Source organism: Pseudomonas sp. EB271-G4-1, assembly GCF_058791355.1.
In genome coordinates this window covers 133,557-148,181 of sequence record NZ_JBYTEO010000004.1, presented here as the reverse complement: position 1 = coordinate 148,181, position 14,625 = coordinate 133,557, and the positions used below count along the sequence as shown (strand labels likewise).

General features: G+C 55.6%; 13 protein-coding genes. 7 read left to right on the top strand and 6 right to left on the bottom strand.

Annotation, left to right across the window (positions count from 1 at the left end; genetic code table 11):
* The first annotated feature begins 86 nt into the window (after nt 1–86).
* Together AC3WWR_RS03665 and AC3WWR_RS03660 are read left to right on the top strand one after the other, a co-directional pair.
* Entirely contained in the window at nt 87–722 is a 636-nt protein-coding gene (locus AC3WWR_RS03665; protein ID WP_020795858.1) for a hypothetical protein, read from the top strand.
* A 233-nt stretch (nt 723–955) separates the two neighbouring features.
* Nucleotides 956–2,467 (top strand): YdgA family protein, encoded by a 1,512-nt coding sequence (locus AC3WWR_RS03660; protein WP_020795857.1) that lies wholly within the window; start codon nt 956–958, stop codon nt 2,465–2,467.
* Between the two features lie 108 nt (nt 2,468–2,575).
* Here the strand turns inward: AC3WWR_RS03660 and AC3WWR_RS03655 are convergent, their stop codons facing one another.
* On the bottom strand, nt 2,576–4,099 hold the full coding sequence (locus tag AC3WWR_RS03655) for an FAD-dependent oxidoreductase (protein WP_168757054.1): 1,524 nt from the start codon (nt 4,097–4,099) through the stop codon (nt 2,576–2,578).
* 140 nt (nt 4,100–4,239) lie between these two features.
* On the opposite strand from AC3WWR_RS03655, the gene AC3WWR_RS03650 reads away from it, so the two are divergent.
* From AC3WWR_RS03650 to AC3WWR_RS03630, 5 genes are all read left to right on the top strand, one after another.
* Nucleotides 4,240–4,800, top strand: a complete 561-nt coding sequence (locus tag AC3WWR_RS03650; protein WP_168757055.1) for a YbhB/YbcL family Raf kinase inhibitor-like protein — start codon at nt 4,240–4,242, stop codon at nt 4,798–4,800.
* Between the two features lie 88 nt (nt 4,801–4,888).
* Entirely contained in the window at nt 4,889–6,598 is a 1,710-nt protein-coding gene (locus tag AC3WWR_RS03645; protein ID WP_492598464.1) for a vWA domain-containing protein, read from the top strand.
* 29 nt (nt 6,599–6,627) lie between these two features.
* Nucleotides 6,628–7,209 (top strand): RNA polymerase sigma factor, encoded by a 582-nt coding sequence (locus AC3WWR_RS03640; protein WP_223194248.1) that lies wholly within the window; start codon nt 6,628–6,630, stop codon nt 7,207–7,209.
* On the top strand, nt 7,206–7,835 hold the full coding sequence (locus AC3WWR_RS03635; RefSeq protein ID WP_168757057.1) for a hypothetical protein: 630 nt from the start codon (nt 7,206–7,208) through the stop codon (nt 7,833–7,835). The genes AC3WWR_RS03640 and AC3WWR_RS03635 overlap by 4 nt, the downstream gene beginning before the upstream one ends.
* A 20-nt stretch (nt 7,836–7,855) precedes the next feature.
* Nucleotides 7,856–8,125, top strand: a complete 270-nt coding sequence (locus AC3WWR_RS03630; RefSeq protein ID WP_177325064.1) for a hypothetical protein — start codon at nt 7,856–7,858, stop codon at nt 8,123–8,125.
* 228 nt (nt 8,126–8,353) lie between these two features.
* Here AC3WWR_RS03630 and AC3WWR_RS03625 read toward each other — a convergent pair whose 3' ends face one another.
* From AC3WWR_RS03625 to AC3WWR_RS03605, 5 genes are all read right to left on the bottom strand, one after another.
* Nucleotides 8,354–10,555, bottom strand: a complete 2,202-nt coding sequence (locus AC3WWR_RS03625; protein WP_454865596.1) for a S8 family peptidase — start codon at nt 10,553–10,555, stop codon at nt 8,354–8,356.
* Entirely contained in the window at nt 10,548–11,639 is a 1,092-nt protein-coding gene (locus tag AC3WWR_RS03620) for an AAA family ATPase (protein WP_454865597.1), read from the bottom strand. Before AC3WWR_RS03620 ends, AC3WWR_RS03625 begins: the two co-directional genes overlap by 8 nt.
* Nucleotides 11,640–11,991: 352 nt before the next feature.
* Nucleotides 11,992–12,252 carry a helix-turn-helix transcriptional regulator gene (locus tag AC3WWR_RS03615; protein WP_492598463.1) on the bottom strand — a complete coding sequence of 87 codons (261 nt, stop codon included), beginning with the start codon at nt 12,250–12,252 and terminating at the stop codon, nt 11,992–11,994.
* Nucleotides 12,253–12,815: 563 nt separating this feature from the next.
* Nucleotides 12,816–13,091 carry a DUF3077 domain-containing protein gene (locus AC3WWR_RS03610; RefSeq protein WP_188265211.1) on the bottom strand — a complete coding sequence of 92 codons (276 nt, stop codon included), beginning with the start codon at nt 13,089–13,091 and terminating at the stop codon, nt 12,816–12,818.
* A gap of 417 nt (nt 13,092–13,508) precedes the next feature.
* Nucleotides 13,509–14,504: a restriction endonuclease gene (locus tag AC3WWR_RS03605; RefSeq protein ID WP_454866384.1), complete on the bottom strand. Its 996-nt coding sequence runs from the start codon at nt 14,502–14,504 to the stop codon at nt 13,509–13,511.
* Between the last annotated feature and the right edge of the window lie 121 nt (nt 14,505–14,625).

The following is a 14,625-nucleotide window of genomic DNA, read 5'->3' as shown; positions in this document are numbered from 1 at the left end:
GCTATGCTTTGAAGTGTTGAAAGGGCGTTCGTGCAAAAGCGCCCTGGATTCGTACAAGGCATGCGCAGGTCATGGGGAAACCAATAATGAAAAACCCTTATGCTCTCGGCTTCTGGTGCGCCGTTGTGGCGCTGGTGCTGCTCACAGGCACCTATTTCTACGGCATCATGCTGGCTAACCAGATCGACAAAGCGCTGACGTTCCTCGACAGCGCCGCCCTCTTGATTGCCGTGATGTCCATTGCGGTGGTGGCCTGGGCGTCGGTCCAAGGGCAACGAATCAAAAAAAGACAGCTTGAACAAGGCAAGACCCTGGTGATGATCTGGAACACCAAGGTGGCGCTACGGCGTGTCGAATCGGTCTTCGACCGGTATTTCTGGGGCAGCTACTGGCAGCCGGGCAGGACCTTCCAGGAAGTCATGGGCGAGCTCACGGGCACACCCCTGGAAAAAAGCCTCGAAACCTTGAAAAAACAATGCCTTGAGTTGGACAAACAAGTGGCCGACGACGGTCGGCACTGGCTCAACAATGCTCGCGAGCTGGCTGACGTCGCCACCGCCATGGCCCGGGAGCGCTATCAGCTCGACTACTGCGACCCGCGCAGTGAAGTGACGGGCGGGGCGGTGATCAACCGGGATTTCGAAGTGTTGATCTACACCTGGACGGCGCGGCTGAAAACCTTTGATCACCAGCTCGATGAGATTGAAGTGCAGTATTCCTGATTGCTAAAAGATGCAGCCTGCGGCAGCTCCTACAGGAGATTCGTATCACCCTGTCGGAGCTGCCGCAGGCTGCGATCTTTTTTCAGGCGACACTTTTTCACCGTTAACCATTGGGCTGCCTTGCACGCCTGATGCTAACCTGCACCCCACTTTCAGCGCAGTCGTGACCGCAACCCCTCATGGGTTCAGGGAAGACGACCACACCTCAACAACGGACATTGAACGGGTCATTCATGAATAAATCAGCAGGCGTGCTCCTGGGAATCGTTGTCGCCATTGGTGCAATCAGCGCCGGCGGAGCCTGGTTCACCGGCACCAAAATCGAAGGTGTGCTCAACAGCTCCCTGGCGGATGCCAACAAGCAATTGCAGGCTGCAATGGTCGGTTACAAAGGCACGGCCTCGCTGGAACTGGTGTCCTTGGAACGTCATGTATTCAGTAGCACTGCGCATTACCGCCTCAAGGGTGAAGGCGAAATGTTCGGCGAGGTACCGGTCGAATTGCTGTTTACCGACCACATCGAGCACGGCCCGCTTCCGTTCTCGCGCCTGGTATCGCTGAAATGGTTGCCGGTCATGGCCACCAGTCACTATGAACTGGAAAAGACCCCGCTCACGGAAAAATGGTTCGCCGCCACCAAGGACGCGTCGCCGCTCAAGGGCGTGGTCAACATCGGCTACGACAATTCCACCAACGGCACGCTTGAATTGCTGCCGCTGGAAACTGCACTGGATGACAAGTCCAGCCTGAAATTTTCCGGTCTGAAGGTTGATGTCGCGGCCAGCGCCCAGGCGCAGAAGGTCAAGGCCGATGGCTACATGGACAGCCTCAAGCTGACCACTGTTTCCGAAGACCAGGCACCCGTGCTGGTCGAGTTGAGTGGTCTTACCCTGGCCAGCAACCTGACCAAAAGCACCTACGGTTATTACACCGGCGATAACACCGTCGAATTGAGCAACAGTAAAACCACCTTTGGCCCCAAGCAGTCGGTGCTGGGCTTGAAGAGTTTCGAAATGAAGAACCACACCGAGGAGTCAGGCACCAACGCTTCCGGGCATGCCGACTACAAGATCGGTGAAGTGTCCCTGAACGGCAAGGCTGTGGGTTCTGCCCAGCTTGCCATGAGCCTGAAGAACCTCGACATCCCGGCGACGTTGTCGCTGATGCAGATCTACCAGACTAAATTGCAGCCTTATGAGCAGGCCGCCGCCGAGGCTGCCGAGGCCGGTCAACCGGTCCCCGAGCTGAACTTGACCCCTGCAGAAGAAGCGCAGCTTAAAACCGGCCTGGAAAAATTGCTGGCGGCCGGCCCGCAGGTGGCTCTGGAGAACCTGTCGTTCAACACCGCCAATGGTGAAAGCCGCGCCAACCTGGTGCTTAACCTGACCAAGCCGCAATCGATCGACCTGCCGGCTGACCAGTTGATCCGCCAGATGATCGCGTTACTGGACGTCAACCTGAAAGTGTCGAAGCCGATGCTCGTCGACATACTCAGCGTGCAGTCGCAAATCGACGGCCAGACCGACGCCAAGCTCATCGCCGACCAGGCGACTGCCACCACCGATATGTTCAGCAGCATGGCGGTCGGCTCGCAGTTGGCGAAACTGGATGGCAGCAACGTCGTCACCCAACTGCACTTCGCCAATAACCAGGTGGAATTCAACGGCCAGAAAATGACCGTCGAGGAGTTTGTCGGTTTCCTTATGAGCAAGTTCAGCGCTCCTGCCGTCGTCCAGGAGCCGTAACCCCCAGCAGGCTGGCTGGCGAACTTCGGTGTCCGGTTTGCCTGTAGGAGCCAGGCTTGCCGGCGAAGAACGATAACGCGGTGTAAAAGGTACACCGCAGCGTCCCTTTCAACCGCGGATCAGCCGCCATGCCTCATCCACAGACAACGGCTGCTTCATCCGTTCGGCAAGCATCGCCATCGTGCGCTCTTCATCACAGGCGACCGCCGCCGTCACCACGCCATTTTTGCCAAACAGCCCGATAAAAGGCGGGTTGCCAGGATCACCCTTGAACTCGACTTCGTCCCAGGCTTGCGCGCAACCAAGGTAGTCGTAGTTTTTGCCAAAGTGCCAAGTCCAGAAGTACGGCACGTCGAGGTAATGTTCATCGCCACCGAGCATGTTCGCCGCCGCGATCCGCGCCTGTTGTTGCGCCAGGCGCCAATGTTCGATGCGCTGGGGCTGGCCGTTAAGTGTGAACGTCGCGATATCGCCAGCCGCCCAGAGCCCATCGGCTACGCGCATCCCGCCGTCGACCAGCAGCGACTGGTCATTTTCCTTCGGCAGATCGGTAAAAGGCGCAGTGGCGGGGGTGACGCCAATCCCGACCAGCACCAGGTCCGCTGGCAGACGCTGGCCATTATCCAGTTGCACCGCTTCGACTCGCGTCGCTCCTTCAATCTGCGCTGCCTGCCCCTCGGTTCGGTACACCACGCCGTTGGCCTGATGCAGCGCCAGAATCGCCTTGCCGACGCTGTCACCGAACTGTTTGGCGAAAGGCACCGGATGGCGGGCCAGCACCGTGACCTCCAGGCCGTATTGGCGCAGGGAGGAAGCGGATTCCATGGCGATGAAACTGTCGCCGATGATCACCGCCCGCTGACCGGCCTTGGCGCTGTGCAGAATCTGTTGCGCATCCGCCTTGGAGCGCAAGACGAACACTTGCGGCAGGTCCGCGCCGGGCAATTGCGGTCGAACGGGGATACCGCCTGTCGCCAGCAAGGCGGCGTCGTACTTCAGCGATTGGCCGTTGACCAGTTGTAGCGTTTTGTTGGCGGCATCCAGGCTCGCCACTTCAGCGTTCATTCGCTCGATTCTTTGCTCCCGGTAGAAGTCTTCGTCGCGCAGGGGCGGGATTTCTTCCAGTGGTGTCTGTCCGGCAATCACGAATTTGCTCAGTACCGTGCGGTCGTACCCGGCGTTGGCTTCGCGGTCGATCAGTAGCACCCGACCGCCAAAGCCTTTTTCGCGCAGGGCCGAAGCCGCCGCCGTGCCCGCGGCTCCCGCACCGACTATTACAAAAGTGCGCTCGTCATCGGCCGGTGGCGTGTGAGCGTCTTGCAGTGGCTGATCGTCGACCCAGATTTCGTCCCCGCGCACTTCAAGCGGGTAGCGCTTGAGGCTGTCCAGGGCTGGCGGTTCACACAATCCGCCGTCCTCGATCCGAAACTGTCCCTTGTGCCATGGGCACGTCAGCCGCCCATGGCAGAGCGCGCCTTCGACTAGAGGCGCTCCGGCATGCGGGCATTCGCCTTGATAGGCGCGCACGTGATCGCCGACTTTAAGCAGGAGGATCTTGCTGTCCTGGACGCTGACTTCCAGGCCACGGTCTTCGGGTATATCGGCGAGATGGGCAACGCGATGCAGGGTCATGATCGCTCTCCGGACAGGCGTTTAAATTAAGAGTCTGGCGCTTAACTCGAGGTTCATCCAATTGCCACTGCCACCGCGCAAACGGTCCAGTTATAGTTTGCTCGCCGACCTCGGCCCCACCCGCACCAGGTACTCCCGGTATGACCCGATTGACCTCTCTGACCCCTTGGCTAGCGGCTGTCACAGTCGCCCTTTGCGTGCAATTTCCGGCGCAGGCCCAGGAGCGTTTTACCCTGAACATCCCAGGCGTCTCGGATGATCGACTGTTCACGTCGGCTGCCGCCAGCGACGCCCCGGGTTGCAGCGGACACAACGTTTCGCCAGCGCTGAACTGGAACGCCGGCCCTGCAGGCACGCTCAGCTACGCCATCGTCATGCACGACCCGGATGGCCAGAAAGGCCAGGGCATCGATCATTGGGTGCATTACGGCATCAAGGCCGGCACTCACCAGATCCCGGCGGGCGTCGGCGCAAAATCCGCGCTCGAGGGCGTCGGCGGTACCAACAGCAAAGGCACTACGGGGTACGTCGGGCCTTGCCCACCGGTTGGCGACAGCGCACATCACTACATCATCCAGCTCTTTGCCCTGGACCTGGCCCCGGATGCCCTGCCAGCCGGCCTGACGCGCACCCAGCTGCTGGAAAAAATCAAAGGTCATGTGCTGAAAAACAGTAGTGTGGTGCGGCGCTACCACCGCTGAAGATTTTTTTAGCACGGGTTAACCCGAACCGTCCGGGCTGTCCGTCTCACGGGATGAATGGATCAATTTCCTCCTGAGGTCAGCCCCCATGTCTCTCCCTCTGCATGTTCTACGTCCGGTCGCCCAGGGTTTTACCGCCGGGCTGTTGCTGGCGATTGCCGGTTGCGGTGTTTCTTCGAAACCTGAGTCCGCAGCGGTACCGCCACCGGCTCAGGCGGAGCTGAAAACCGAAGCGGTGCAGCATGAAACTGTCATGGCTGATGCAGCGGTGGCCAAACGCAGCGTAGGCGCGGCGCCCATGACCCGTTTCGCGCCGATGCCGGGCGCAGAAACTTATCCACAGGGCTATCGCGATGAACAGCGAGAGCAATACCAGGCCTTGGCAGACAACCCGATCCACAGTGTCGCCGAAACACCGGTATCGACCTTCAGTGCCGACGTCGACACCGGCGCTTACGCCAACGTCCGCCGCTTGCTCAATCAGGGACGACTGCCACCGCAAGGGGCGGTGCGGCTGGAAGAGATGGTCAATTACTTTCCTTACGACTACGCCTTGCCCACCGACGGCTCGCCCTTCGGCGTGACCACGGAACTGGCAGCTTCACCCTGGAACCCGCATACGCGTTTGTTGCGCATCGGCATCAAGGCCTCGGACCGCACGGTCTCGGACCTGGCCCCGGCGAACCTGGTGTTCCTGGTGGACGTGTCCGGCTCGATGGATCGCCGCGAGGGCCTGCCGCTGGTCAAAAGCACCCTGAAATTGCTGGTCGATCAACTACGCGACCAGGATCGGGTGTCGTTGGTGGCCTACGCCGGGGAATCGCGCGTGGTGCTGGAGCCCACTTCCGGACGGGAAAAAACCAGGATCCGCACAGCCATCGACCAATTGACCGCAGGGGGTTCCACTGCCGGAGCCTCGGGTATCGAGCTGGCTTATCAACAGGCGCAACAGGCATTTATCCCCAAGGGCATCAACCGCGTTCTACTGGCCACCGACGGTGACTTCAACGTCGGCGTCAGCGACTTCGACAGCCTCAAGCAAATGGCTGTGGATAAACGCAAGACAGGCGTATCCCTGACCACCCTGGGTTTCGGTGTGGATAACTACAATGAACACCTGATGGAACAACTGGCCGATGCCGGCGACGGCAATTACGCCTACATCGACAACCTGCGTGAAGCGCGCAAGGTGCTGGTGGATCAACTCGGCTCGACCCTTGCCGTCGTGGCAAAAAACGTCAAGCTGCAAGTGGAGTTCAACCCCGCGCAAGTCAGCGAATATCGCCTGCTGGGTTATGAAAACCGTGGATTGAAACGTGAGGATTTCAGCAATGACAAGGTCGATGCCGGTGAAATCGGTGCAGGACACACGGTGACGGCGTTGTACGAAATTGTCCCCACGGGCGAGAAGGGCTGGTTGGAGCCGCTGCGCTACGCTCGAACGGCCGCCGCTGCTTCCGAAAAGAATGGCGAATTGGCGATGCTGCGTGTGCGTTATCAGTTACCGGAAGGCGGGAACAGTCGCTTGATCGAACGCCCGATCGCTAACGAACCGGCCGGCAAGCCCAGCGATGACTTGCGTTTTGCAGCGGCGGTGGCGGCGTTTTCCCAACAGCTCAAGGACGGACGCTACACCGGCGAGTTCAGCCTCAAGGACACCGAAGCGCTGGCCCGTGGCGCCCGGGGCGATGACCGCTTCGGCCTGCGCAGTGAGTTCGTACAATTAGTGGAACTGGCGCAGAGCTTGCGCACCACCACGGCGTCCAATCCAACTGCCACTGAACGACGGATTGAATAGTGAGCCGATTGAAGGGGTTCATCAGCCAGTTGTTTGCACCCGCAAGCAGCCTGGATGCCAGCAGTGACGAAGCGCTGCTGGCCCGTTATCGCGAGGGCGATGGAGCGGCGTTCGAGATTCTGTACGCGCGCCATCGCCAGGGCTTGTACCGGTTTCTGCTGGGGTTGAGCGGCAGGGCTGAACTCGCCGAGGAGGTCTATCAGGAAACCTGGTTGAGCCTGATCCGCAGCGGCAGCCAGCCACAAGGTCGGGCGACTTTTCGTACCTGGCTCTACCAGATTGCCCGCAACCGCTTGATCGATCACTGGCGCAAGCACGGCGTTCATCAACCGCTGCACGACAGCTACGACGAGCAGGCCCATGCGCTGGCCGATGAGACGGCTGATCCTGAGCAGTTGCTGAGCCTGAGCCGCGACAGCCAGCGCCTTGACGCCGCCCTGCAAGCCTTGCCCGCCGACCAGCGCGAAGTGTTCCTGCTGCGCGCCTACAGCGATCTCGATTTGCCACAGATCGCCACCCTCACCGAAACACCGCTGGAAACCGTCAAGAGCCGCTTGCGTTACGCCCAGCAAAAACTGCGTCGGCTGCTGGCCGAGGAGGTACTGACATGACTGACGCCAAGCACACCACGGATCACCAGGCGCTCGAACATTACCGCGAGCAGGCCACTGGCGAACCCCCGGCGCATCTCGACGCGTTGATCCTGGCCGCCGCGCGCAACGCCGTGCCCGCGCCAAAGCCAGGCCTGTGGCAGCGCTGGATTCGCGCCTGCCAGCAACCCCGTTGGCAAGTGGCATTCGCCAGCCTCGTCGGCATCGCGCTGATGCTCTCGCTGGTGCAGCGCACGCCTGAGCAAGTGCCTGGTTACGACTTCGCGCCTGCACCCAAAGCCTCGGCACCGGTTGCCAAACAGGAAAGCGAAGCAGCGCCGCCAGCTCTGGCCCGTTCCCTGAAGGCCCCGGTTGGTGCGCTCTCCGCACCTGCACCCGCCGCACCCATGGCGGAATCGGCAGCCCCGGCGCAAGAAGAATCCTTCAGTGCCGGCATGGCAGACGAAGCCAAAACCAGCAAACGCACCGCAGCCCCGGTTAAATCCCTGGATGAGCAACTTCGCGAAGTGCTTCGCTTGCAAAAAGCCGGGCACAAGCAAGCCGCCGATAAACTGCTAGCCGATTTGCACGCACGCTTCCCCGACGAAAACCTCAGCGCCCGACTCAAGGATCTGCAGAAAAACTGACCGGCACAGCGCTCGTCGATTTGGCATCAAGGCCCGAAAGCGCGCACTATCGGGCCATAGTCGATGCGTTGGAGGATGCCGTGACAAAAAAAATCGACCGCATCGCCCAAATGCTCAACTGCCCGGAAAAGGGCGAGGAATTACGACGGGCAATTACCGAGAGTCGTAAGGATTTTCTGCTGAACCAGCAAGAAGAGGGTGATGCTGAGGAAGAAGACGTTCTTGAAGAGGAAGAATTCGAGGACGATGAGGATGATGAGTACGACGAGTTTGATTGGACGACAGAATGAAAAAACCGCTTCGGCGGTTTTTTTGATGACCCACAAAAAAGCCCCAGACCCAACGGACTGAGGCTTTCTCGTTTTCTACGTACGATGCCCAGGCGAGCTTAAAACCATTTTCCTAAGCATTTGTTTTGAAGGGAAAATATTTTTAGCTGTGCTTATAGGGATACATGCGGGGATACATGGAGGCTGATCGACTGAGTCGCCAGCCCCCATGGTTCTGCAGGTGCCTTTTTAAGTCGTAATCGTGGTCTCAATACTGATATCGACTGGTTGGAGAATTGTGTACTTCTGTCGAATCAAGTTATAGATGTCGGGAATGTCGTCGGCTTGAACACTTACGATTAACGCGTAATTCACATCCGGCGCAGAACTTGGTGAAACGCCCCTGCTACTTTCTCTGGCGTGATATTCGATATCGAATACCGGGCCTACCAATGAGTCTTCGCCATCAAAGTTTCTTATGCGGTGAAGGCACGTTTCCCACTTGTGTGCGTCGTCTCTAAATTGGCGCTCTGTCATTTTGTACTGTGAGTTTCTACCGAAAAAGTCTTTACTAGACTCTATTCCTGCCCCAACTTTTGGGCGAAACACCACGCCCATTCCTGATCGAGTATAATTAATGGCGTGCTCTGGATCGGTATGCGCTTGGATGCAAAAAGTTGCCGTTATGCGAGCTTTTCCAGTAATAGGAATGTCTGGGAAAGGAATAGGGCACCGTAAATACTGACCCTTCTCCAATTGCCCTTGAAATATGATAGTGGCTACCCCATTCTCGCACTCAAGCATTGCAAACGCGTCTTCTTGGAAGCGGCCCCAGCCAATTTCGTCGCGACTAATCTTGCTCTTGTATTCCGCGTGGTGTACCAGCAAAGCTTTTAGTGCAATTGCCGTCATTTCGTAAGACGTAGAGCATGCGACTCCTGCAGCCGTCCTTAGAGTTAGCGGGGCAGCATAACTAGTGCCCTGTACACCTACTGTGTTGCCCAATAGTGGGTTGTAAACTTTAAACGGCTCTGTATCACTCCCGCCAAATGCTACACCGTCTGGTTTCACATATCCCGGACTTCTGCCTGGACCAATGCAGCTATAGTCCGCCCTTTTCCATTTGGGTGAGCTTAAATCCGCCGCACCGATTGCTAGGGCGTTTACCATATCCCCAGGAGGCTGAATTCTATTCGCACCCTCAACGTCTCCGTCATTACCAACGGCAACTGTGGCTAGTATGCCGTATCTAGAGCAGAGTTGATCAAGCGTTGCCGTCCATGCGTGTACCTCTTCGTCATTAATCGGCATTCTAGGCCCAAGACTTAGATTCGCAAATTTGTACTCGCCGGACTCTAAGGCATCCTTGATTTTTAGCAATACATCAAAAAGATCTGGGTCTTTTCCGGATACGGGCGATAGTACTCTGTAATGGTGAACATTCATGTACGGTCGTTTCAAATTGTCGTCTTCAGAATTTAATCTGCCGAAGAGGAATGTTGAAGTGACTTCGTTGCCATGCATTAATAGCTGGCCATTAGTTTCGTTTGTGTCTTCATAGTAGTATTCCGTTGCCCAAGGGCTAAGGTCGGAAGTGCCGAGACCACCATCAAAAATTGCCGCATATCTTTCAGGCATATATGCACCTTGGCTAGGTAAGCTGGTTGCATAGGTGCTCATGGTCGTACGTGCCATCGTGGGATGCGCAATACGTAGTTCTGGCATTGGCCTCGCAACCCTCAGAAATGAGTGGCTTGCGATTTCTATCATTGCTGCGGAGGTTGCGTAGACTGGTATAAATGTTAATCCGCCTACCTTGATCTTCCTTTTGAGGTCAGCTTTTCCTGAATGGTTTCGCACAAATTCAGCAAATGAGGCAACCACATCCTCTTCATCAGCTCCAGCATGCAATGCTACTTCAAAGGAGTGCTGCTCATTATCGTCTGGCAGTTCACCTCTTATTTTGTTCTCATTGTCAATCCAGCGGATTGATTCAATTTCTTTGAGCTCCTTCTCAATTTGCTTGGGGTGAGTTGTAGCGTTCAGGATGCCTCTTAACGCCGCTACGGCACTCTCATTTCCTGCGATAAACAGAGTTGCAGTCGCTTGGACTTTTCCTGCGTCACGTGCGTCGGTTACATGTCGGGGGACGATAGAAGTCTCTTTACTGCCGACATCGCGCAAGCCGCTTTTTTTGAGAATGCTTTTTGGGAAGTACGATCGTCCAAGAAATGCTGGGTGTAGTGTGAGCTCAAATACGCCCTCACCCCTCGGCTTAGCTCCCTTCGGAAGATTTGATAAAGACTGTTGTACGTGCTCTAGCGAAGAAGAAATGGAGTCTCTTACCTCATCTAGCGTATAAGGGAATTTTTTGGGGCCTGAGTTTCTTTTGATTTCTCTGGCAGTTGTTAAGGCTTCACCTTTGCCAAGTAATAAGTTACGGTCAGCCATTAATATTCTCCTTGAATTCCTTTATGATCTTTCCGACTGTAGGGTGAGATACATTGAGCTCGGTTGCGATTTTCCGTTGTGACAATCCTTGTAGTGATAGCTGTATTATTCTTATATCTCTTGTGGTTTGGGCCGATGCGTCAAGATTTAAAATTCCCAAACTTGATTCTATTATCGTTTCGTTAAAATCTTTTCGATTGAGTACAGCTCTCTTTTTTGCGGCTGTTATGATTCTATTAATGTCGGCAAAAGAGTTCCCTGTTAAGCAAGCGGACAGCTCTTTTGCGACTTTTGCAGAAGTATCAGCATCTAGTAATAGCTTTTCAATTAGTGGTGCTGGGGGGTTGTTGAAGTTAATTATGACTTCAAAACGGCGCCATACTGCAGGGTCAAGCATATCTGGGTGATTTGTGGCGGCGATTAGAATAGAAGAAGATGGCCACTCGTCTATTGCCTGCAATAAAACGTTCACTAGCCGCTTTAATTCGCCTACATCTTTATCATCATCACGCCGCTTGGCAATTGCATCAAACTCATCAAGGAGAAGTATGCACGGAATGCTCTTTGCGTGATCTATTACGGCTTTAATATTTGTACCTGTCTTCCCCAAGAGGCTTGACATAACGGAAGCAAGATCAAGAGTGAACATCGGAAGATCTAACTTGCTGGCGAGCCAGCCAGCCGCGAGGGTTTTACCCACGCCAGGGGGGCCAGTAAATATCATCGATCTAACTGGTTCAAGGCCCGCAGTAATTAGCTCTTGATAGCTTTTCCGCTCCAAGATGATTTCAAGGAGTTGATTCTCGATGGAGCTTTCCCACTTCGGCTCCGAATCAAAAAATATGGGAGGACCCTCTCGTAACAGACTTCGACGACTGTCCGCATCGACTGGTGTCGCCATTCGAGGCGCACCACGCATGCCTGCGTCGGATGCCAGTAGCTCCGCTAGTTTTGTCGCGAGCTCGGGCTGCGTCTTTTTGAGCTTACTAGCTATCTGACGGCCTATCAGAGCAAAGCCAGCGGCGTTGCCGCGTACTCCCTGCTGGTAAAGATTTTCAAGGTCTTTCTCGGCTATGGTTACCATTTTAGTCGTGTAATCCCTTGTGTTCTGTCTATGTGGTAAATGATTTGATCGAAAATTACCATGCAATTACCAATTTTTCCATAGTGGCACACGATGTTTGTCTAGGTTTGCAAGGCACTGAGAGTCGGTGCGTCATTGGCAAGTCCAATGAAGCTTGGCGAAGCTTTCCGAAGACCTGTTAAAAGTCGTTCCTCATCGTAGCGTTGGGAAATTGCTTCTATCAGGGGGGGGCGCTAGTTGTTTGTGCCTAGTTGGCGTAGGGATTCGCAGGGAAATTTTGTAGGTACAGGAGCCAACGCAGGCCCGATTCGCTTGGGACGGTGCTAGGTGCAGGGGGTGCAGAAAAAATAACCTATTTAGACCGCAGGTGTGGCGGGGGGACGACTGCGCGCGCCAGGATGAAATGAATCCCGGCGAGCGCGGGGTTTTTCCAATGTTCGGGGTCTTCTTGCCATGTCGCCGGCTCTGATGTTCGCCAAGCCTTTCGACTAGCACTTATGTGGACTGACTTCGGGAAACGCCCGGCTTTCATTTCTCGCCAAAGGGTCGTTCGCGAAAATGAGGTAAACAGCAGCACCTCAGATACTCGTATGAATCGATCCAGCTCATTCATGATAGGTACTCCTCGGCAACAAAAAAGCCGCGCAAACGGCGGCTTGAAGGAGGTATTCAGTGCGCATGGCTCTCGCCCGGGACAGAGCAGGGAAGTCGGCACGTCTGATGGACGAACTCGATATTCTCGACCAGGGCTACCAGACCATAGTCCTTTATCACGTAGGCTTCATTCAGCGACTTCTAGTCGCCGACCTGGTTGATCATCGGCTCATCCTTGATGAAGCGTCGCAGTGTGGCCTTCTGGACCCTCTCCCCATCTGATGATCCTTGCACTGCTGGTGACGCAGGTGGTGGGGGGTGCCTGTCTGGCGATGGTTCCGAGATAGATCGCACTGCGCGTGACGTGGCTTCAGGCAGGACGCAGGCAAGGTAAATTGCTGGCAGCAGAACCGCCCCCCCCATCGAAAGTACGCTTTCCCTGCGTGCTTTGATTTCTCGTACCGCTCATGGCCATGAGCATTGGGGGAGGTTCCGCGCACTTCTCGACCAGCACTGTTCTGGGGGCCCCGAAAATTCGAGGCCCATTTCATGGGTGAGCCGCTACTGTTTTGCAGCTTGTTGCTAACGCGTCTGTGTCGGTCGCGTCAGCACTTTCACCACATCATCAATAACAGCCTTGCTCATCGCAGTCAGATAGTGCGCCGCCCATGCGTGGCGGTCAGTGTCTTTTGTGTAGGCCGCATCCTCGGCGAACGACTTGGCCAGGAACAGCAGGTCGGATGCCTGTGCGAGTGCTTTGCTAATAGGCACACCACCGCTGACATGGAACAGCGGTTCATCTGGGCAATAGATGCAGGGAGTCAAACCGATGGTCTTTGCTTCTTGTTGTTCAGTCATTTGCCACCTCCATTGACGGAGATGCATAGAGGGCGCGAGTTGAAGACGCATTGAGGCAAAAACGGAGTTTCGTACGGATTTGTATTGCGCATGGTCTAGCTCCTTGACGTGGAACTGCCACTTTTCGTTACCAAGCGAATGGGTGGCAGCTGTGCGCAGGTTGGTAAACCGGGAGTCAAGGAATCCGGCACGCCCGAAGACGTCCCACGCACAGCCGCCATAACTCAAAATTGCGGGCGAAAAAAAACGCCTGCGATTCTAAAGGGGGCGCTGTTGCGCTTAACTCGACGGGTTACCAAGCCCGGTCGCTGAATTGGCAGCGACGGCGGAAGGGTATCGTGCAGGTTGATCTCCTGCAACCTCGAATATTGGGACGAAATGCGGCGATTGTAAGAAGCCTCAGCTACTACCTGTCAGCTAAAGAGGCAAGTACATAAGCTTTAACGGTACCAGTCGTTTGGTTTCTGAATCCGTCTGCCCATAGTGCTCAATCAACGCACGAACGAGGTTATCCAAGGTCCAGAGCGTTAGAGGGACGCTGGCCCGTTCTGCCTCGTAGTAGGCGTCTTTGCTGAAACCGCCAGTACTGACGTAAAGCCCGCGATCATCCTTGTGGCGTCCTCCCAGAAAACTACGGATTTGTTGACTGCCCATCTGGTCTTTGCGGTGTTTGACCTCAACGATGATTCGCGGATTCTCAAAGCCGAAACCGTCCGGTGAAGCGATGATGTCTTTTCCACGATCAGGGCCCGCCGGCGAGACCTGAGTCTTGTAACCCATCGCGCGCAGGATGCCTGCGACCAAATCCTGCATATCATCCCAAGGGAGAGCGTTGATCAGGTCCTTGATGCGTTCAAGGGCCAGGCTTTCCATTCCAGCGAGTAGATCGCTATCGGGATATTCCTCTTCAGCTGGCGGTAATGTGGGTGGTTTGTCGCCGGCCACCATCGCCTTTAGCTCCTGGAGTGCGAAGTCGGGGACGACAAAGACTGTGAGTGTCGATCCCAGGCTGTTCTTGCTGGCAGTACTCAGGCTATCGCGATCAACTTCCTGAGCTTGCCATTGAACCGCGCGGGTCAATGACATCCCAAGGTCTGCCAGTTCAGGATTGTGTTTGAAGTTGCCAGTGATTTTTCCCACTAAGTAGGTACGGTTAGCGGGTGAGTAGGTCACAACCCAGTCACCGGGCTGAATTTCATTTATGAAGCGCCACACTTGCGAGGCGCCTGAAATCGCCGTGCCTGGTTTGATATTGGGTTCAATATCTTGGTAGAGGCTAGTGATTTCCTTGCGTGTCATACCTGGTTTGGCCAGCGGTGCGAGTTGTGACCAGCCAATTGCGACGACCCCGCGCTCACGGAAATCGTCGTATAGACGACCAGACTCGCCACGAATCATCCACATTTTGTCCATTTCACATCCTTGGTTGTTGTAGGTCGCACCGAATACATTCGCTATCTGGCGTTGTTCGACAAATTGAATGTATTGAAGAAAATGCAGGGTAGGTCTTTCAGGAATCGACAGCAATTGCCGA

Bases quoted from the DNA above. Each gene is read 5' to 3' on its own strand.
- AC3WWR_RS03665 (WP_020795858.1), top strand. From the start codon at position 87: ATGAAAAACCCTTATGCTCTCGGCTTCTGGTGCGCCGTTGTGGCGCTG.
- AC3WWR_RS03660 (WP_020795857.1), top strand. From the start codon at position 956: ATGAATAAATCAGCAGGCGTGCTCCTGGGAATCGTTGTCGCCATTGGT.
- AC3WWR_RS03655 (WP_168757054.1), bottom strand. From the start codon at position 4,099: ATGACCCTGCATCGCGTTGCCCATCTCGCCGATATACCCGAAGACCGT.
- AC3WWR_RS03650 (WP_168757055.1), top strand. From the start codon at position 4,240: ATGACCCGATTGACCTCTCTGACCCCTTGGCTAGCGGCTGTCACAGTC.
- AC3WWR_RS03645 (WP_492598464.1), top strand. From the start codon at position 4,889: ATGTCTCTCCCTCTGCATGTTCTACGTCCGGTCGCCCAGGGTTTTACC.
- AC3WWR_RS03635 (WP_168757057.1), top strand. From the start codon at position 7,206: ATGACTGACGCCAAGCACACCACGGATCACCAGGCGCTCGAACATTAC.
- AC3WWR_RS03625 (WP_454865596.1), bottom strand. From the start codon at position 10,555: ATGGCTGACCGTAACTTATTACTTGGCAAAGGTGAAGCCTTAACAACT.
- AC3WWR_RS03620 (WP_454865597.1), bottom strand. From the start codon at position 11,639: ATGGTAACCATAGCCGAGAAAGACCTTGAAAATCTTTACCAGCAGGGA.
- AC3WWR_RS03615 (WP_492598463.1), bottom strand. From the start codon at position 12,252: ATGAATGAGCTGGATCGATTCATACGAGTATCTGAGGTGCTGCTGTTT.
- AC3WWR_RS03610 (WP_188265211.1), bottom strand. From the start codon at position 13,091: ATGACTGAACAACAAGAAGCAAAGACCATCGGTTTGACTCCCTGCATC.
- AC3WWR_RS03605 (WP_454866384.1), bottom strand. From the start codon at position 14,504: ATGGACAAAATGTGGATGATTCGTGGCGAGTCTGGTCGTCTATACGAC.